The organism is Bradyrhizobium sp. B120, assembly GCF_049075665.1.
GTDB lineage: Bacteria > Pseudomonadota > Alphaproteobacteria > Rhizobiales > Xanthobacteraceae > Bradyrhizobium.
The window spans coordinates 1,273,762-1,291,794 of sequence record NZ_CP185242.1 but is presented as its reverse complement, the minus strand read 5'-3'; the positions used below and the strand labels follow the sequence as shown (position 1 = coordinate 1,291,794).

The window sequence follows — 18,033 nt, the reverse complement described above, 5'->3', positions numbered from 1 at the left end:
GGCTGCCCCCTCACCGCTGCTCGTCGGCATCAGGCCGCCGGCTGCGATAGACCAGCCAGATCAGCAGCGAGGAGATCGGCACCCACGCGAGCTGGTACCAGTAGAAGAAGGGAAAGCCGAACAGCGACGGCTCGGCGAAATTGTAGAACGGCACCCACAGCAAGCCGATGAACGGCAGCAGCAACAGAATCCACATGGCTCACTCCCCAGCCCGGGGTCCGATCAAAACCGGCGGTGTTGCCGGCGTCCCGTCATCAACGACCCCAGGAACCATTTGTTGCGTCTAGAATCACGGTTGCGGCATGGCGATGCAAAAAGATGTGATCGCCGTGCCGAGCGCCCAGCCTACTCCGCCTTGATGCCCGCGTCTTGGATCACCTTGCGCCAACGGGCCTCCTCAGCCGTGAAGTAGCGGTCGAGCTCGGCCGGGGGCGATGCCACCATCACGAGGCCCTCATTGACGCTGAGCTTCCGGAAGGCCTCCGCCTGCACGGCCTTGGCTGCCGATTTGTTGAGGCGGTCGATGATCTCGGGCGGCGTGTTCGCAGGTGCGTAAAGGCCGTACCAGGATTCCGCTGAATAGCCCGGCACACCGGCTTCGGACACCGTCGGCAATTGCGGGAATGACGCCGAACGCTCGGTCGAGGTCACGCCGATCGCGCGCAGCTGCCCGGCCTCAACCAGCGACGCGCAGCTTGCGACCGTCGTGAACATCACCTGGATCTGGCCACCCATCAAGTCGGTGATGGCGGGCGCGGCACCTTTGTAGGGCACGGTGGTGAGATTGACGGAAGCCATGTGCTTGAACAATTCGCCGGCCAGATGCGCTGAGGTGCCGGTGCCATAGGTCCCATAGGACAGTTTTTCCGGATCGGCCCTCGCAGCCGCGATCAGATCGGCGATCGACTTGATCGGCGAAGCAGGATTGACCACGACGACATTGAACGAGCGCGCCACCAGCGCTACCGGGGCGAAGTCCTTATGCGCGTCGTAGGGCAGCTTGCTGTAGAGGCTCGGGTTGACGGCGTTGGCGAAGGTCGCCATCAGCAGCGTGTAGCCGTCGGCCGGGCTCGTGGCGACGCTCTGCGTGCCGATGATGGTGCCTGCCCCCGGCTTGTTCTCGATGATGACGGTGACGCCGAGATCCTTCTGCATCTCCTGCGCCAGCGTGCGCGCGACGACATCGGTGCCGCCGCCCGGCGCGAACGGCACCACGATCTTCACGATATGGTCGGGATAGAAGGCGCGCGCGGGCGCCTGCAGCAGCACATTTGCTGCGATCGCGAACAGGATGGAGGTCAGAACGCGAAGCGGCATGGCAGGCCCCGGCGGATGAGGTGTTCTTCTCATACACGCGAACGCCATGCGTGGAGTGCCGGGTGGTCATGACGGGCAAAGGAAGCGCTGCGCTGCCAGTCCCGACATCCTTAAGGTGGCGCGGCGGACCGCGAGAATACGCATGTATGGCGCACCGGCCGTGCAACAAACCCACTGTCGTCCCGGCGCAGGCCGGGACCCATAACCACAGCTGGTCATTGTTGCACGATGGTGGAACGACGAGCCCCGTTCACAACACCCGCCGCGGCGTATGGGTCCCGGCCTTCGCCGGGACGACGAACGGAGCGCAGAGCCGGCTCAGCGCCAGCATGCGCGCCATTGCGCAGCCTGCATCGCCCATCACGAATACGGATTGATCAGCTTCTGCTGCTCGGTGGCGTGATGCACCAGCAGGTCGATGAAGACGCGCACCTTCGCCGAGAGGTGATGGCGGTGCGGGTAGATCGCGTTCATGGTGAGCTCGACCGGCCGGTATTCGGGCAGCAGCCGAACCAGCTTCCCCGATTCGAGTTCGTCCCGGACCAGGAAGCCCGCCGCGAGGAACACGCCGACGCCGGCGAGCGCCGCGAGTTTCAGCGTCTCGCCGCTGTTGGAGACGAGATTGCCGGCCACCTTCACCGCTGCCGGCGCGCCTTTGCGGTCGACGAAATGCCACTCGTCCCCGAACGGGTAGTTGACATGGCGAACGCAGTTGAGGGTCGTGAGGTCGTCGAGCCGCTCCGGCTTGCCGTGCGCCTCGGCGTAGTCGTGCGAGCAGCACAGCACGTGTCGCCAGGTGGCGATGCGGCGCACGATCAGCGCGGAATCGCGCGGCTGGATCATCTGCACGGCGAGATCGAAATTTTCGTCGAGCAGGTCGGCCGAGCGTTCGCCGATCATCAGATCAATCTTGACCTCGGGATAGGTCGCCAGGAACTCGGTGACCGTCGACGACAGGAACTGGACCAGATGGGTGTTGGTGAAGATGCGCAGCGTGCCGCGCGGCACCGATTGCTGCGCACCCGCAACCTCATCGGCCTGCTCGATGTCGGCGAGGATCTGGATGCAGCGCTCGTAATAGGCCTGGCCGACCTCGGTGAGACTGACCTTGCGCGTGGTGCGGTTGAGCAGCCGGGCACCGAGCCGGTCTTCCAGCGACTGGACGTGGTTGCTCACCATGGTGGTGGACATGTTGAGCTTGCGGCCGGCGGCGGAAAAGCCGCCGGAATCCACGACCCGGACGAAGGCGGTCAAACTGGTCAGGCGATCCATGTAACAAGGTCCGGATTATCAGCGCTGGCTTGATAATGCTTCCAGTTTTATCGGGATTATCACAGCGGGGAGGACATTGCATCTAAGGGGCCGTATCCGGCGCCCTTTCTGGAAGGACGCGAATGTTCGGCCAGGAGACAATCATGTCGACCACGACCTATATCCCTGAAGAATCAGCGAAAATCGGCCTCCGTCCGTCGCGGCGGACGGTCAAGCGGGCAGCCCTTGGGCTCGCCGCCCTGCTCGGAATCGCCGTGGCCAGCGACCTTGGCTACGACTACCTCACCACCGGCCGCTATCTCGAATCCACCGACGACGCCTATGTGAAGGCGGACTCCACGATCATCGCCCCGAAAGTGTCGGGCTACATCGCCCGCGTGCTGGTCACCGACAACCAGCCGGTGAAGGCCGGCCAGCTGCTGGCCGAGATCGACGACCGCGACTACCGCACGGCGCTCGGCCAGGCCAAGGCCGATGTCGACGCTGCCGACGCCTCGGTGCGCAACCTCGATGCCCAGCTCGAATTGCAGCAGCCGATCATCGACCAGAGCACAGCCGACGTCACCGCCGCCGAGGCCAATCTGAAATTCGCCCAGGAGGAGCAGAGCCGTTACGACGGCCTGATGAAGTCCGGCTCCGGCACCATTCAACGCGCGCAGCAGACCGACGCGGCGCTGCGCAGCAACACGGCGCAGTGGCAGCACGCCAAGTCGGCGCTGTCGGCGGCGCAGCGCAAGGTCGACGTGCTGACCACGCAGCGGGCCCAGGCTGTCGCGCAGGCCGACCGGGCCCGCGCGGTCGAGCAGCAGGCCGAGCTGAACCTGTCCTACGCACGGATCACCGCGCCGGTCGACGGCACGGTCGGCGCCCGCACGCTGCGCGTCGGCCAATACGTGCAGGCCGGCACCCAGCTGATGGCGGTGGTGCCGCTCGATGCGGTCTATGTGGTCGCCAATTTCAAGGAGACCCAGCTGACCCACGTGCGCAATGGCCAGCCGGTCGAGCTCACCGTCGACAGCTTTCACGGCACCACGCTGAAGGGCCATGTCGACAGCTTGTCACCGGCCAGCGGCCTCGAATTCGCGCTGCTGCCGCCCGACAACGCCACCGGCAATTTCACCAAGATCGTGCAGCGCGTGCCGGTCAAGATCGTGCTCGACGATCACAGCCTCACCGGTCTCTTGCGGCCGGGCATGTCGGCGATCCCGACCGTCAACACCAAGGCGACCGTGCTGGCCGAGCGTGAGGAGAAGCGCCGGCTGGCGTCGGCGACGCGGGCGAGCGGCGGCTAGCGTTCGAACATTCTCCGACTGATTTGACGCGATCGGCCGTAAGGGTCGATCGCGTTTTGTTGTGTCGACGTCCATTCTTCGTGCCGTAAGCACCGGCGCTAGGGCTCCCTTCCCCCTTGTGGGGGAGGGTTGGGGAGAGGGGTGCCGCTTGCGCTGAGATCAGACGAATCGCGATTGCGCACCTGCTGCAAGTGACGGGTCGGCAGGATTGAAGCAGTTCGAGCAAATTGACGTCAGCGCCCGGGGCCACCCCTCTCCCCACCCTCTCCCGCAAGGGGAGAGGGAGCCTGAGAGAAGTGCTCACCTCACTCGTCGACACCACGAAGACCAAATGCAGCGTGCGCTGGCCGCGGGCGCGGGCCTAGCCGCGCGGCCGCAGTGGCAGCCATGTCGATTATCAAACGCGACAGGACAATCCTTTCAGTCTTTCCCGGATTATCGAAACCGGCCGCCTAATCCATGTTGTGCGGGCAAGCAAGGACCATCCCGATGACCGCGCTCCAGCCCACAGCCAACGCCGTCGCCCTCCCGTCGCCCGCAGCGCCTGCTGCGCCGGCGATCCCGACCAAGACCTGGATCGCGGTGATCGGCGCCACGCTCGGCGCCTTCATGGCGGTGCTCAACATCCAGATCGTCAACGCCTCGCTTGCCGACATCCAGGGTGGCATCGGCGCGGGCATCGACGACGGCGGCTGGATCTCGACCTCCTATTTGATCGCCGAGATCGTGGTGATCCCGCTGTCCGGCTGGCTCGCGCAGGTGTTCTCGGTGCGCATCTATCTGCTCACCAATGCGTTTCTGTTCCTGGTGTTCTCCGGCGCCTGCGCGCTGGCGCAGGACCTGCCGCAGATGATCGCGCTGCGCGCCGTGCAGGGCTTCACCGGCGGCGTGCTGATCCCGATGGCATTCACGCTGATCATCACCCTGCTGCCGAAGGCCAAGCAGCCGATCGGGCTGGCGCTGTTCGCGCTGTCGGCGACGTTCGCGCCGGCGATCGGCCCGACCATCGGCGGCTATCTCACCGAGAACTGGGGCTGGCAGTACATCTTCTATGTCAATCTGGTGCCGGGCGCCGTGATGATCGCGATGCTGTACGTCTCGCTCGATCCGAGCCCGATGAAGCTGTCGCTGATCCGCCAGGGCGACTGGCTCGGCATCATCACCATGGCGATCGGCCTCGCCGCGCTGCAGACCGTGCTGGAAGAGGGCAACAAGGACGACTGGTTCGGCTCGCCCTTTATCGTCCGCCTGTCGGTGATCGCCGCCGTGGCGCTGGTCGCCTTCCTGGTCGTCGAATTCACCGTCGAGAAGCCGCTGCTCAATCTGCGCCTGCTCGCCCGCCGCAATTTCGGCTTCGGCATGCTGGCCAACTTCCTGCTCGGCATCGCGCTGTACGGCTCGGTGTTCATCCTGCCGCAATATCTGGCGCGCATCCAGGGCTACAACGCCGAGCAGATCGGCATGGTGCTGGCATGGACCGGCCTGCCGCAGCTCGCGCTGATCCCGCTGGTGCCGCGGCTGATGCGGCGCTTCGACCCGCGCATCGTCATCGGCGTCGGATTTGCGCTGTTCGCCGGCTCCAACTTCATGAACATCTACATGACCAACGACTATGCGGCCGATCAGCTGCTCTGGCCGAACGTGGTCCGTGCCGTCGGTCAGGCGCTGGTATTCGCGCCGCTGTCGGCGGTTGCGACGGCCGGAATTGAGGCGGAGAATGCCGGATCGGCGTCGGCGTTGTTCAACATGATGCGCAACCTCGGCGGCGCCATCGGCATTGCCGCGCTGCAGACACTGCTGACCAAACGCGAGCAATATCATTCCAATGTGCTGATGCAGTCGGTCTCGATGCTGGAACAGGCGACCCGAACCCGGATTGAGGGATTGACCCAGTATTTCCTGAACCACGGCGTTGCCGATCACGCCGACGCCACCCACCGCGCGATCGCGGCGGTCGGCAGGGTCGTGCAGAAGCAGGCCTACATCCTCGCCTTCAGCGATACCTTCTATCTGCTCGGCGTGGCGCTGATCGTGGCGCTGGTGGCGGCGCTGTTCCTGAAGAAGCCGGGCCAGCTCGCTGGCGGCGGCGGTGCGCACTAACCTATTTGCCAAACCCCTAACCAAGGAGAACGACCATGAAGCCCCGCATGAATTTCTACCAGGCGGCCCCCGAGACGATCAAAGCGCTGGTCGCAGTGGAAAGCCAGATCACCGCGAGCGGCCTTGAGCAATCGCTGATCGAACTGGTCAAGACCCGCGCCTCGCAGATCAACGGCTGCGCCTACTGCATCAACATGCACACCGAGGACGCCCGCAAGCACGGCGAGACCGAGCAGCGGCTCTATCTGCTCAACGCCTGGCGCGAGTCGCCGCTCTACAGCGAGCGCGAGCGCGCGGCGCTGGCCTGGACCGAAGCGCTGACGCTGGTATCCGAAACGCATGCGCCCGACGCCGACTACGAGGCGGTGCGCGCGCAGTTCACCGACAGCGAGCTGGTCAACCTGACCACGCTGATCGGCGCCATCAACGCCTGGAACCGGATCGCGATCGGCTTCCGCGCGGTGCACCCGGTGAAGGTGAAGGTCGCGGCGTAGCTCCTCCTTCGTCATTCCGGGGCATCGCGAAGCGATGAGCCCGGAATCCATAACCACGATCGTGAGTATGGATTCCGGGCTCGCGCCAAGCGGCGCGCCCTCAGGTGCGCGATTGCGCACCGGGGAATGACGAGAGGAGAGTTCGCGCGCGACTGCCTTACACCGCCGTCGCGCGGGCGAACTCGACGTAGATCTCGCGCAGGCGGTCGGTGATCGGGCCGACCTTGCCGCCTCCGACCTGCTTGCCGTCGATCGCGACCACGCCCTGCACGAACACCGAGGCGCTGGTGATGAAGGCTTCCTTGGCGGTGAGCGCTTCCTCGACCGTAAAGGCGCGCTCCTCGATGCGAAGCTGACGCTCCTCGGCGAGCTTGACCACCGCCTTGCGGGTGCAGCCGGGCAGGATCTCGTTGCCGTTCTGCCGGGTCACGATGACGTCGTCCTGGGTGACGATGAAGGACGAGGACGAGCCGCCCTCGGTGACCTTGCCGTCCTCGATCATCCAGGCTTCGCCGGCGCCGGCCGCGGCCGCGGCCTGCTTGGCCAGCACCTGCGCCAGCAGCGCCACGCTCTTGATGTCGCGCCGCTCCCAGCGGATGTCGGGCACCGTGATCACGTTGATGCCGGCCTTGGCCGACGGCGCGTTGATAATGTCCTTTTCCGAGGTGAACATCACCAGGGTCGGCTTGACGTCGGCCTTCGGGAAGGCGAAGTCGCGCCCCTTGTCGGCGCCGCGGGTGACCTCGAGATAGACCATGCCGTTGACGAGGTCGTTGCGCTTGACCAGCTCCTTCTGGATTTGCTCGATCCGCTCCAGCGTCTCGGGGAGCGCCAGCTGGATCTCGCCGACCGAGCGCTTCAGCCGCGCCAGATGCGAGGCGTTGTCGATCAGCTTGCCCTCGAGCACCGCCGCCACCTCGTAGATGCCGTCGGCGAACAGGAATCCGCGGTCGAACACCGAGACCTTGGCCTCCGAATGCGGCACGAACGAGCCGTTGACGTAAGCGATCTTTTCCACGCGAGTTCTCCTGCGGACGAAGGGGAGTTTCAGGCCTTCGTATACGCAAATTGTTAACGGGGGAAAACCCTCCACACCGTCATTCCGGGGCACGCCACTCGGCGCGAGCCCGGAATCCATACTCACGATGGTGGTTATGGATTCCGGGCTCGCCTCTGCGAGGCGCCCCGGAATGACGAAAGGGGAAAGGTCAGCGCCCCCGCCTCAGTGCTGCAATATCTTCGACAGGAACTTCTGCGCGCGGTCGCTGCGCGGCGTGCCGAAGAAATCGGCCTTCTTGGCGTCCTCGACGATCTCGCCGCGGTCCATGAAGATGACGCGGTCGGCGACCTTGTTGGCAAAGCCCATCTCGTGGGTGACCACCATCATGGTCATGCCCTCGCGGGCGAGGTCGACCATGACGTCGAGCACCTCGCTGATCATTTCCGGGTCGAGCGCCGAGGTCGGCTCATCGAACAGCATCGCGATCGGGTCCATCGCCAGCGCGCGGGCAATCGCGACGCGCTGCTGCTGACCGCCGGACAATTCGGCGGGAAACTTCTTGGCGTGATCCGTCAGCCCGACGCGCTCCAGCAGCTTCATGCCCTTGGCGGTGGCATCGTCATGCTTGCGCCCCAGCACCTTCTCCTGCGCGAGGCGGAGATTGTCGATGATGCGCAGATGCGGAAACAGCTCGAAGTGCTGGAACACCATGCCGACACGGGAGCGCAGCTTCGGCAGATCGGTTTTGGGATCGTTGACCTTGATACCGTCGAGCGTGATGACGCCGTCCTGGATCGGCTCCAGCGCGTTGACGCATTTGATCAGGGTCGACTTGCCCGAGCCGGACGGGCCGCAGACCACGACCACCTCGCCCTTGGCGACGCTGGTGGTGCAGTCCTTCAGCACCTGGAAGGTCGGCCCGTACCATTTATTGACGTGATTGATCTCGATCATGATGGCTCAGCTTGTTGTTCAGCGAACAATGGCGATCCGCGCCTGCAGGCGGCGCACGCCAAAGGACGCGACACAGGAGATGACGAAGTAGACCAGCGCGGCAAACAGGTACATTTCGACCAGGCGGCCGTCGCGCTGTGCGACCTTGCTGGCGGCGCCGAGGAAATCCGGGATCGACAGCACGTAGACCAGCGAGGTGTCCTGGAACAGCACGATGGTCTGCGTCAGCAGCACCGGCAGCATGTTGCGGAACGCCTGCGGCAGCACGATGTAGCGCATCGACTGCGCGTAGGTCAGGCCGAGCGCGCTGGCCGCGGCCGGCTGGCCCTTCGAGATCGACTGGATGCCGGCGCGCATGATCTCGGAGAAATACGCCGCCTCGAATGCGACGAAGGTGATCAGCGAAGAGGCGAAGGCGCCGACCGAGATCGGCCGCGACGCGCCGGTCAGCCACTGCCCGATGTAAGGCACCAGGAAGTAGAACCAGAAGATCACCAGCACCAGCGGCAGCGAGCGGATGAAGTCGACATAGAAGCCCGCGATGCGCCCGAGCACCTTGTAGCTCGACAACCGCATCAGGGCGATCAGGGTGCCGAACACGAGGCCGCCGAACGCCGCGAGCGCCGTCAAGGTCAGCGTGAAGCGCATCCCCTCGAAGAACAGATAGGGCAGCGAGCGGCGGATGACGTCGAAATCGAGATTGCCGAGCATCGTCATTTGCCCGTGATGTAGCCGGGGACCGCGACATAGCGCTCGAGGAAGCGCATCGCGGTGACCACGACGAAATTGAGGAGAAGATAGAGCACGGTCGCCGCGGTGAACGCCTCGAACACCTGGAACGAGAACTCCTGCATCGAGCGCGCCTGGCCGGTCAATTCGATCAGGCCGATGGTGATGGCGACGGCGCTGTTCTTGATGGTGTTGAGGAATTCGGAGGTCAGCGGCGGCAGGATGATGCGGAACGCCATCGGCAGCAGCACGTAGCGATAGGTCTGCACCGTGGTGAGGCCGAGCGCGGTCGAGGCCTGCTTCTGGCCACGCGGCAGCGAGCCGATGCCGGCCTGCAATTGCACGGCGACGCGCGCCGACATGAAGAGGCCGACGCCGACCGCGGCGGTCCAGAACGGCGCGTTCGGCAACTGCTTCAGCCACAGCCCGGCGGATTTCGGCAGCAGCTCGGGCAGCACGAAGAACCACAGGAAGAGCTGCACCAGCAGCGGCATGTTGCGGAAGAACTCGACCCAGCAGAAGCCGATCCACGACGCCGTCCGCGACGGCAGCGTGCGCAGCACGCCGATCACCGTGCCGGAGACCAGCGCGATGATCCAGGCGAGCACCGACACCTTGATGGTGACCACCAGTCCCGCCAGCAACAGGTCGAGATAGGTGCCGGTCCCCATCGGGTTCGGCTCAAGAAAGATGTGCCAGTTCCAATTATAGTTCACGGGTCCCCCGCGCTCTCGCGCCGATCACGCATTACGCCGACATCACGGGCGGCGTCTATGCAAATGTCCGGCCATTTTCCTCCAAAATGGCCGGACATGCTAACTTTCAAGACCCGCCGCCGACGGCGACGGGTCATGCGCAGCACTGCGATCAGTTCACCAGATACGCATCCGGATCGGGTGAATCCGACGGCTTCGCAAGCTGCTTCTTCATCTCCGGCCCGAGCGGCACGTTGAGGTTCAGGCCCTTCGGCGGGATCTTCTGATTGAACCACTTGTCGTAGATCTTCTGGCCCTCGGCGCTGGTGTAGAGCGCCGCGGTGGCGGCGTCGACGACCTTCTTGAACGGCGCGTCATCCTTGCGCAGCATGATGCCGTACGGCTCCGGCTTGGAGAACGCGTCCTTGGAGATCACGTAGTCATCCGGCGACTTCGAGCCGGCGACGAGGCTTGCGAGCAGGATGTCGTCCATCACGAAGGCGACCGCGCGGTCGGTCTCGACCATCAGGAAGGCCTCGGCGTGATCCTTGGCCGGGATGATGTTGATGCTCAGCCCGCGTGCGAGGTTGGCTTCGGTGAGCTGCTTGATGTTGGTGGTGCCGGCGGTCGAAACCACCGTCTTGCCCTTGAGGTCGTCGATCGAGTTAATCTTGTTCGCCTTCTTCGTGACGTAGCGGCTCGCGGTCAGGAAGTGGGAGTTGGTGAAGGAGACCTGCTTCTGGCGCTCGGCATTGTTGGTGGTCGAGCCGCATTCGAGGTCGACGGTGCCGTTGGCCATCAGCGGAATACGCGTCGCCGAGGTCACCGGGTTGAGCTTGACCTCGAGCTTGTCGAGCTTCAGCTCCTTCTTGATGGCATCGACGATCTTGTAGCAGATGTCCATCGCGTAGCCGACGGGCTTCTGGTTGTCGTCGAGATAGGAGAACGGGATCGAGGAATCGCGGTAGCCGAGCGTGATCGCGCCGGTGTCCTTGATGTTCTTCAGGGTTCCCGTCAGCTCCTCGGCCTGCGCCTGGCTCGCGCCGAGCGCGGCGGCGAGCGCGAGGCCGATCAGATATTTGGATGTCATACGTCTACTCCTTCGTGGAAAGGTCGATTTACTACGTGAGAATGTCGGCGAGGACGGGTGCGATGTAGCGGCGAAACTGGTCCGGATTCTCGCTCATCGGAAAATGACCGAGCTCTTCCATGATCGTGACGCTGGCGCCCCCTATTGCCGCTGCCGTCCGCCTCGTGTCCTCAGGCGTGCAGGAGAAATCATACTCGCCCGTGAGGAGATAGAGCTTGCATACTTTAGTATCGATTGACGCGACCCGGCCGCGCAGGTCGCCGTCGACACGGTAGAAATATAGGTCGCCCTTGAACACGCCGGGGCCGCCCTGCTTGTAGGCCCACAGCGTTTCCATCCGCGCAGGCGCCGGGCTCTGCGGCGCGATCAGCCCCGACACCAGCGCGGCGCAAACCTCGCCGCCGTGAACGTCCGCCCGATTGAGCCAGTCGGTGTCGTACCACGGCGTCTGGAAATCGGCGGCCTCCAGCCCGATCAGCGCGCGAAACTCGGCGGCATGTTCGATCGCAAGGTTGAGCACGATGCGGCCGCCGATCGAGCAGCCCATCACGACAGGCTTCTCCAACCGCAATGCGCGGCAGAAGGCGCGGATGGTCTCGGTGTAGCTGTTGGTGGTGAGTTGGTATTCATCGCCGGTCCAGCTTTTCGGCGGATTCGACTTGCCATGCCAGGGCATATCGAAGGCAATGACGCGGAAATTTTCGGCAAACGCGCTATCTGCGAGCAGATGCCGCCACTGCCGCGCGTCTGATCCCGCGGTGTGCAGGCAGACCAGCGGAATGCCCTTGCCGTTCTCCTCGAAATAGATCCGGTGCAGTTCGCCGCCGATCTCGACGTGAACATAGCGGCCGACCATCGGCTCGATATGGCCGTTCATGATCGCGCCGCTCATGATACGGCCGCCGCGAAATGCTGCCGCGGCAGCGCCAGCAGGTCCTTGAAGTATTGCAGGTGCACCATGAAGGGATGCAGATCGCCTTCCAGCACCGCCTCGCCGCGCTTGGTCAGCGCCAGCAGATCGTGCCAGCCGGGTCTCGGCTCGGCCTGCCAATAGGCGGCCCAGGCCTGCGGCGTCGCGCGATAGGCAAAGCGCCATGAGCGCATCAGGACCGGCGAGGGCATGAGCTCGACGATGCGGCCGGCGCGGATCGCGGCGTGAAACGGCCGCGCCATAGGGCCGAGCAGGCAGTCGCAATCGAGCAGCCGCCCGCGCGAGACCAAGAGCGGTGCCTGGTCGAGCAATGCGGGAATGCCGGCAAACGCCGTCGTCACAGCGTCGTCGGTGGCGTCGGGCGATAACGTCATCTGTCGGGGAAGTTTTCCTGCGGCGGACGCCCCATGATGACCGGAAGGGCGCGATCCCGCAAGCCGCCGATGCCCTTGGATGCCCTTGGGTTCCCTGGATTATACGCTTGACCAAACGCGGCCGGCCGGTCAGGGCGCGGAGGCGCGCGCTATCTCACCCCGCCTTCACCGGACGCCCGGCCTTCGGCGCCTGGGCCATCGCGCGGGCCAGCACCTGGGCTTCCTTCTTCAGCATGTCGGCGAGCTCGTTTTCGCGGCGGCGGATGCGGTCGGACGCCGCGCCGATCGAGAGCGCGGCGACCACCTCGCCGGCGTCGTCGCGGACGGGAACGCCGACGCCGCCCATGCCGGGGAATGCGGCGTCGATCAGCACGGTGTGGCCGGCCTTGCGCGCCACGGCGATCCGCTCGCGCAGGAATTTCGGCGTGATGCGCGGCGATTTCGCCAGCCGCGGCACGATCACCTCGATCACGGCCTCGATCTCGGCATCCGGCAGCCAGACCAACAGCGCCAGCGCGCCGGCGCCGACCCCGAGCGGACGGCGGCTGCCGATCTGCAGATAGTTCGGCTGCAACGGATGGCTGCCGACCGAGCGCGCCAGATACAGCGCCTCGACGCCGGAGCGCACCGACAACAATGCCGTGTCGGCGGAGCGCTCCGACAGCCGCAACAGGCTGGGCTGCGCCAGTTCGGCGATGTCGACCGAACGGCGCGCGCCGACCGCCATCACCCGCGCCTCCTGGCCGAGTTCATAGGTCTTGGCGCCGGCGAGCCGGCTGACGAAACCTTCCTCGATCAGCGAGTTGAGGATACGCAGCGCGGTCGCCTTGTTCAGGGAGGTGGTGTCGGCGATGTCGGTCAGCCGCAACGGCGAGCGCTGCGCCAGCACGCGCAGGATCGCGCAGACCTTCTGGATCGCGTTGAACTTGTCGGGTTGGCCCGGCTCCGGCGGCGGCCTCTTGCGGCTGGTCCGTGCGGTCGCAGTCGTGGAGGCGTTCATGCCCTAATCTTCCTTGCCTCAATTCCAAATCCTGAACCGGGCACGGCGAGAGACGTGCCCGGCGGACATCATCCTAAGACGGATGACGTGCGCCGGACATCGTATACTTTTGTCAGATGAAACTTTGATTGCGACTATCTACGCTGCTTTGCAGCAACAAGGATACTTGAATTTCGCTTCACGAAATCATCCACCATTTGAGCATGATCTTTCGAGAAACCGCTTCGCACTTTTTCGGATCATGCTCTATGCCAGCCGCAGCCGTCGGATGGTGAACAGCGACCACAGGCTGAGCAGGCAGACGCCGGTGAGGTAATAGCCCGGTGCGAGCTCGCCGATCGGCGCGAAGCCGCCCATCCAGGTCATGATCGCCGGGCCCATGCCGCCGAACAGCGTGACGCCGATATTGTAGCTGAGGCCGAGCCCGGTCGCACGCGTCGCCGCCGGAAACAGCTCCGACATCAGCGCGGCGAGCGGTCCGTAATACAGCGACTTGAGCACGCCGAGCCACAGCACGCCGATCAGGATGATGACAGGCGTCGGCCTGCCCGTGAGCAGCAGGAAGGCCGGGAAGATCGATACCAGCAGCAGCAGCGCGAACAGGATCATGTGCGTGGTGCGCCCGATCCTGTCGGAGACGAGGCCTGCGATTGGCGCCAGCAGCGCGACCGCCGTCTGCGCGGCGAATGCGGCGATGAAGCCGACCGACGGCGCGAGGTTCAGCGTCTTCACCACATAGGTCGGCATGTAGACGATCAGATAGTTGACCGCGGTCGACACCGCGAGCGCGCCGATCGCCAGCATCGTTGCGAGCTTCTGCCGCGCGAACACTTCCCTCACCGGCGAGTCCTGCTTCCCCGCCGCCGGCGGCGGCGTCGCATCGTCGACATGGTTGCGGATGTAGATGCCGACCGGGCCGATCAGCACGCCGAACAGGAACGGCAGCCGCCAGCCCCAGGATTGCAGGTCGTCGGGGTTCATCAGCGAGGTCAGCAGCGCACCGAAGCCTGCGCCGAGCAGGCCGCTGACGCCCTGGCTCGCGAACTGCCAGCTCGCCACGAAGCCGCGCCGCTCCGGCATGTGCTCGACCAGGAACGCGGTCGAGGAGCCGAACTCGCCGCCTGCGGAAAAGCCCTGCACCAGCCGCGCCAGCATCACCGCTATCGGCGCCAGGATGCCGATGGTCTGATAGGTCGGCATCAACGCCAGCACCAATGTGCCAAATGTCATCAGCACGATCGACAGCATCAGGGAAGCCTTGCGGCCGTGACGGTCGGCATAGGCGCCGAGCACGATGCCGCCGATCGGGCGGATCAAAAACGACAAGCCGAAGCTGCCGAAGGTCAGCAGCAGCGAGGTGGTGGGATCATTGGCCGGGAAGAACGCCTTGGAGAGATAGACCGCGAAATAGGCGTAGACCGAGATGTCGTACCATTCGAGCGCATTGCCGACCGAGGTCGCGACGATCAGGCGGGTGATGTTTTTCTTGGTGGTGGCGTCGGCTTCGGAGGTAAGCGGCGTCGATAGTGTCATCTAGATTCCTTAGCGGTCTCAAGCTTTCTCGCTGCGTCCTTCACCTCTCCCCGCCCGCGGGGAGAGGTCGGATTGCATCGTCAGATGCAATCCGGGTGAGGGGGTACAGGTCTCAACAATCGGCGTGCTCGCGGAGAGAAGCCCCTCACCCCACCCTCTCCCCGCAAGAGCGGGGCGAGGGAGCCCATCCAGTCTTGGCTCAACGGCAACCTCACCCCTTGCGCGGTGCCTCGCCGAGATCCCAGAACAGGCCGGCCATGATGGTCAGCGCCTCCTCGGTCACCGGCAACAGGATGTGCTCGTCGGGGGCATGCTGCGAGCAGCCCGGATAGGAATGCGGCACCCAGATCGTCGGCAGCCCCAGCCCTTCCGAGAACACGTCGTTCGGCAGTGAGCCGCCGAAGTTCGGCAGCACCGCCGGCGCCTTGCCGGTGGTGGTGCGGATCGAGTTCGCCGCCCACTCGATCCACGGGCTGTCCATGTCGGTGCGCGAGGCGCCAAACCGCTGCGCGCCCGAGACCTCGACCATCGGAAAGCCGTTCTTGTGCAGATAATTGCGCACCCCATCGATCACTTCGAGATATCTGGTGCCGACCACGAAGCGGAGCTGCAGCACCGCATTCGCCTTGCCCGGAATTGCATTGGCGGGCTTGTCGATATTGCCTGACGACATCGCCAGCACTTCCAGCGTGTTCCAGGCGTAGAGCCGCTCGGCCGCGGTCAGGCCCTCCTCGCCCCAGTCTTCCGCCAGCGCCGGCTCGTCGGCCGTCGGCTTGATTTCAACGTCGGCGAGCGCGGCGCGGACACGGTTCGAGATCGGCGGCGGTTTCAGGATCTCGAGCTTCATGCGGCCCTTGCCGTCGACCAGGCTCGCGATCGCGTTGACCAAAATCGTCGCGGGATTGGCCAGCACGCCGCCCCAATTGCCGGAATGGTTGCCGCCATCGCGCAGGTTGACGTCGAGATGGATGCGGTTGCCGCCACGGCAGCCGAGGAAGATGGTCGGCCGGTCCGCCGACAGCCGCGGCCCGTCAGAGGCAATGAACAGATCGGCCTTCAGCTCCTCACGATGCGCCTCGCAGACCTCGCGCAGATCGGGCGAGCCGATCTCCTCACCGGTCTCGATGATGAACTTGGCGTTGAAGCCGAGCTTGCCGCCGCGCGCCTGCTTCACCGCGCGCAGCGCGGCCATGTTGATCGAATGCTGGCCCTTGTTGTCGGCGGTGCCGCGGCCATAGACCCGGTCGCCCTTGACCGTGGTCTGCCAGGGATTGAGCCCGTCGCGCCATTCGCCGACCATGCCGTCGACGACGTCGCCATGGCCATAGGTCAGCACGGTCGGCCGCGCCGCATCCTCCTGGTAGTCGGCGATCAGATAGGGCCCGCGGCCGGTCGGCGATTCGATCAGCCGGGTCTTGAAATCGAGCTCGGCAAAGGCTGGCTGCAGATTCTCGACCAGATAGGCGCGCAGCGCATCGGCCTTGTCGGCATTCAGGCTCTCGGTCTGGTAGCCGACCCTGCGGTCCAGCTCCCGCAAGAACTGTCCCGATTGAAAATGCTCTCGCACGTTTGCGATTGCGTCGGCCCGTGTCGCCATGATTGTTCCTTCGTCCGGTCGCGTCTCGAGATGATTGCTTGGCATGATCCCACCGGAACGCGACGCCTTGCGCCCGGATCATGCTTCTGGAGGCCGGCAACCTATCGGGATCGGCGCGCCACCGGAAGGGTGTGAATCGCGAAGGGGCCTTGCCAAAACGTGGGAAGTCGCAACAAGTTGCTGCGGGACGCCCGGCATCCGACCGGGCCACAATCGAAGCGGCGCTCAAGGTTTCGACCAAGGTTTCGACAATGACAAAACAAATCCGGCTCAACGCCTTTGCCATGAACTGCGTGGCGCATCAGTCGCCGGGGCTGTGGACCCATCCGCGCGACCGCACCAAGGACTACAACAAGCTGTCCTACTGGACCGATCTGGCGAAGACGCTGGAGCGAGGGCGGTTCGACGGCCTGTTCCTCGCCGACGTGCTCGGCGTCTACGATGTGTATGCCGGCAATCCGGATGCGGCGCTGCGCAACGCGGCTCAGACCCCGGCCAACGAGCCGTTGATGCTGATCCCGGCGATGGCCGCCGTGACCGAAAATCTCGGCTTCGGCGTCACCAGCAATCTCTCGTTCGAGCCGCCCTATCCGTTCGCGCGGCGGATGTCGACGCTCGATCATCTCACCGGCGGCCGGGTCGGCTGGAACGTGGTGACCGGCTATCTCGATTCCGCGGCGCGCGGGGCCGGCAAGGACAAGCAGACCGCGCATGACGACCGCTACGAGCTCGCCGACGAGTATATGGAGCTGGTCTACAAGCTCTGGGAAGGCAGCTGGGAGGACGACGCCGCGATCCGCGACGTCGCGCGCGGCATCTTCACCGATCCAAAGAAGGTGCATCGGGTGCAGCACGAGGGAGCCAACTACCGGCTCAACGCGATCCATCTGTCGGAGCCGTCGCCGCAGCGCACGCCGGTGCTCTATCAGGCCGGCACCTCGCCGCGCGGCCGGCAGTTCGCCGCCGAGCACGCCGAATGCGTGTTCATGTCCGGCCCGTCGGCCAAGGTGATCGGCCCGCGGGTGGCGGCGATCCGCGAGCTCGCCGCCGAGAAAGGCCGTAACGCCGCCGAGATCCTGATGTTCTCGATGATGTGCATCGTGGTGGCGCCGACCGAGGCCGAGGCGAAGGCGAAGTACGCCGAGTATCGCAGCCATATCAGCCATGAGGGCGCGCTGGCGCTGATGTCGGGCTGGACCGGCGTCGACTTCTCGACCTATTCGCTCGACCAGGAGGTCCGGCACGTGCAGAACGATGCCGGCCGCTCCGCGATGGACAACGTCACCCGCGCCGACCCGGACAGGGTCTGGACCGTGCGCGAGGTCGCCGAGCATGTCGGCATCGGCGGCGCCGGCCCCGTGGTGGTCGGCTCGCCCGAGCAGGTCGCAGACAAGATCGAGCAATGGTTCGAGGATACCGACGTCGACGGCCTCAATGTCGCGTTTGCGATCTCGCCCGGCGATTTCGAGGATATCGCCGACATGCTGGTGCCGGAGCTCGTCAAGCGCGGCCGCTACAAGCGGGAGTATGCCAAGGGCACCTTGCGCGAGAAGCTGTTCGGCGCGGGACGAGCGAGGCTGGACGCAACACATCCGGCGGGGCGATATCGGGTGAAGCGCGCGGCGGAGTAGTTTACGGCGTCATTGCGAGCGAAG

The 18,033-nt window shown here is 64.9% G+C and carries 17 protein-coding genes; 4 read left to right on the top strand and 13 right to left on the bottom strand.

The genetic code is table 11. From position 1 onward, the window contains the following. Nucleotides 1-10: 10 nt before the first annotated feature. The 3 genes from ACOIX3_RS06165 to ACOIX3_RS06155 form a co-directional block, all read right to left on the bottom strand. Nucleotides 11-196 (bottom strand): DUF3311 domain-containing protein, encoded by a 186-nt coding sequence (locus ACOIX3_RS06165; RefSeq protein WP_050628491.1) that lies wholly within the window; start codon nt 194-196, stop codon nt 11-13. 149 nt (nt 197-345) lie between these two features. Further along, nucleotides 346-1,317: a tripartite tricarboxylate transporter substrate binding protein gene (locus tag ACOIX3_RS06160; RefSeq protein WP_420968899.1), complete on the bottom strand. Its 972-nt coding sequence runs from the start codon at nt 1,315-1,317 to the stop codon at nt 346-348. A 360-nt stretch (nt 1,318-1,677) separates the two neighbouring features. Further along, nucleotides 1,678-2,589: a LysR family transcriptional regulator gene (locus ACOIX3_RS06155; RefSeq protein WP_420968898.1), complete on the bottom strand. Its 912-nt coding sequence runs from the start codon at nt 2,587-2,589 to the stop codon at nt 1,678-1,680. A gap of 143 nt (nt 2,590-2,732) precedes the next feature. Here ACOIX3_RS06155 and ACOIX3_RS06150 point away from each other — a divergent pair, with 143 nt between their 5' ends. From ACOIX3_RS06150 to ACOIX3_RS06140, 3 genes are all read left to right on the top strand, one after another. Next, nucleotides 2,733-3,881, top strand: coding sequence for an HlyD family secretion protein (locus ACOIX3_RS06150; RefSeq protein ID WP_420968897.1), 1,149 nt, complete (start codon nt 2,733-2,735; stop codon nt 3,879-3,881). Between the two features lie 489 nt (nt 3,882-4,370). After that, complete coding sequence (locus ACOIX3_RS06145; protein WP_420968896.1) at nt 4,371-5,981, top strand: MDR family MFS transporter; 1,611 nt, start codon at nt 4,371-4,373, stop codon at nt 5,979-5,981. A 35-nt stretch (nt 5,982-6,016) separates the two neighbouring features. Next, nucleotides 6,017-6,475 carry a carboxymuconolactone decarboxylase family protein gene (locus tag ACOIX3_RS06140; RefSeq protein WP_092123976.1) on the top strand — a complete coding sequence of 153 codons (459 nt, stop codon included), beginning with the start codon at nt 6,017-6,019 and terminating at the stop codon, nt 6,473-6,475. A gap of 157 nt (nt 6,476-6,632) precedes the next feature. On the opposite strand, the gene ACOIX3_RS06135 is transcribed toward ACOIX3_RS06140, so the two are convergent. The 10 genes from ACOIX3_RS06135 to ACOIX3_RS06090 all read right to left on the bottom strand — a co-directional run bounded on the left by ACOIX3_RS06135 (nt 6,633) and on the right by ACOIX3_RS06090 (nt 16,378). Then, nucleotides 6,633-7,493: a D-amino-acid transaminase gene (locus ACOIX3_RS06135; protein WP_420968895.1), complete on the bottom strand. Its 861-nt coding sequence runs from the start codon at nt 7,491-7,493 to the stop codon at nt 6,633-6,635. A 204-nt stretch (nt 7,494-7,697) separates the two neighbouring features. Continuing rightward, a complete protein-coding gene (locus ACOIX3_RS06130; protein WP_420968894.1) occupies nt 7,698-8,429 on the bottom strand; it encodes an amino acid ABC transporter ATP-binding protein in 732 nt (243 codons plus the stop codon). A gap of 18 nt (nt 8,430-8,447) precedes the next feature. Next, the gene (locus ACOIX3_RS06125; protein WP_420968893.1) at nt 8,448-9,140 is read right to left on the bottom strand and encodes an amino acid ABC transporter permease; all 693 of its coding nucleotides are present in this window, start codon (nt 9,138-9,140) and stop codon (nt 8,448-8,450) included. Between the two features lie 2 nt (nt 9,141-9,142). Continuing rightward, nucleotides 9,143-9,874, bottom strand: coding sequence for an amino acid ABC transporter permease (locus tag ACOIX3_RS06120; protein ID WP_420968892.1), 732 nt, complete (start codon nt 9,872-9,874; stop codon nt 9,143-9,145). A gap of 151 nt (nt 9,875-10,025) precedes the next feature. Then, on the bottom strand, nt 10,026-10,943 hold the full coding sequence (locus tag ACOIX3_RS06115) for an amino acid ABC transporter substrate-binding protein (RefSeq protein WP_420968891.1): 918 nt from the start codon (nt 10,941-10,943) through the stop codon (nt 10,026-10,028). A gap of 31 nt (nt 10,944-10,974) precedes the next feature. Then, nucleotides 10,975-11,835, bottom strand: coding sequence for an alpha/beta fold hydrolase (locus tag ACOIX3_RS06110; RefSeq protein WP_420968890.1), 861 nt, complete (start codon nt 11,833-11,835; stop codon nt 10,975-10,977). Next, on the bottom strand, nt 11,832-12,248 hold the full coding sequence (locus tag ACOIX3_RS06105) for a hypothetical protein (protein ID WP_420968889.1): 417 nt from the start codon (nt 12,246-12,248) through the stop codon (nt 11,832-11,834). Before ACOIX3_RS06105 ends, ACOIX3_RS06110 begins: the two co-directional genes overlap by 4 nt. Before the next feature lie 154 nt (nt 12,249-12,402). Continuing rightward, nucleotides 12,403-13,248, bottom strand: a complete 846-nt coding sequence (locus ACOIX3_RS06100; protein WP_420968888.1) for an IclR family transcriptional regulator — start codon at nt 13,246-13,248, stop codon at nt 12,403-12,405. Nucleotides 13,249-13,494: 246 nt separating this feature from the next. Continuing rightward, complete coding sequence (locus tag ACOIX3_RS06095) at nt 13,495-14,781, bottom strand: MFS transporter (RefSeq protein WP_420968887.1); 1,287 nt, start codon at nt 14,779-14,781, stop codon at nt 13,495-13,497. 211 nt (nt 14,782-14,992) lie between these two features. Next, a complete protein-coding gene (locus tag ACOIX3_RS06090) occupies nt 14,993-16,378 on the bottom strand; it encodes a M20 family metallopeptidase (protein ID WP_420968886.1) in 1,386 nt (461 codons plus the stop codon). Nucleotides 16,379-16,629: 251 nt separating this feature from the next. Between ACOIX3_RS06090 and ACOIX3_RS06085 the strand changes: the two genes are divergently transcribed. Beyond that, on the top strand, nt 16,630-18,009 hold the full coding sequence (locus tag ACOIX3_RS06085) for an LLM class flavin-dependent oxidoreductase (RefSeq protein ID WP_420968885.1): 1,380 nt from the start codon (nt 16,630-16,632) through the stop codon (nt 18,007-18,009). The last annotated feature ends 24 nt before the right edge of the window (nt 18,010-18,033 follow it).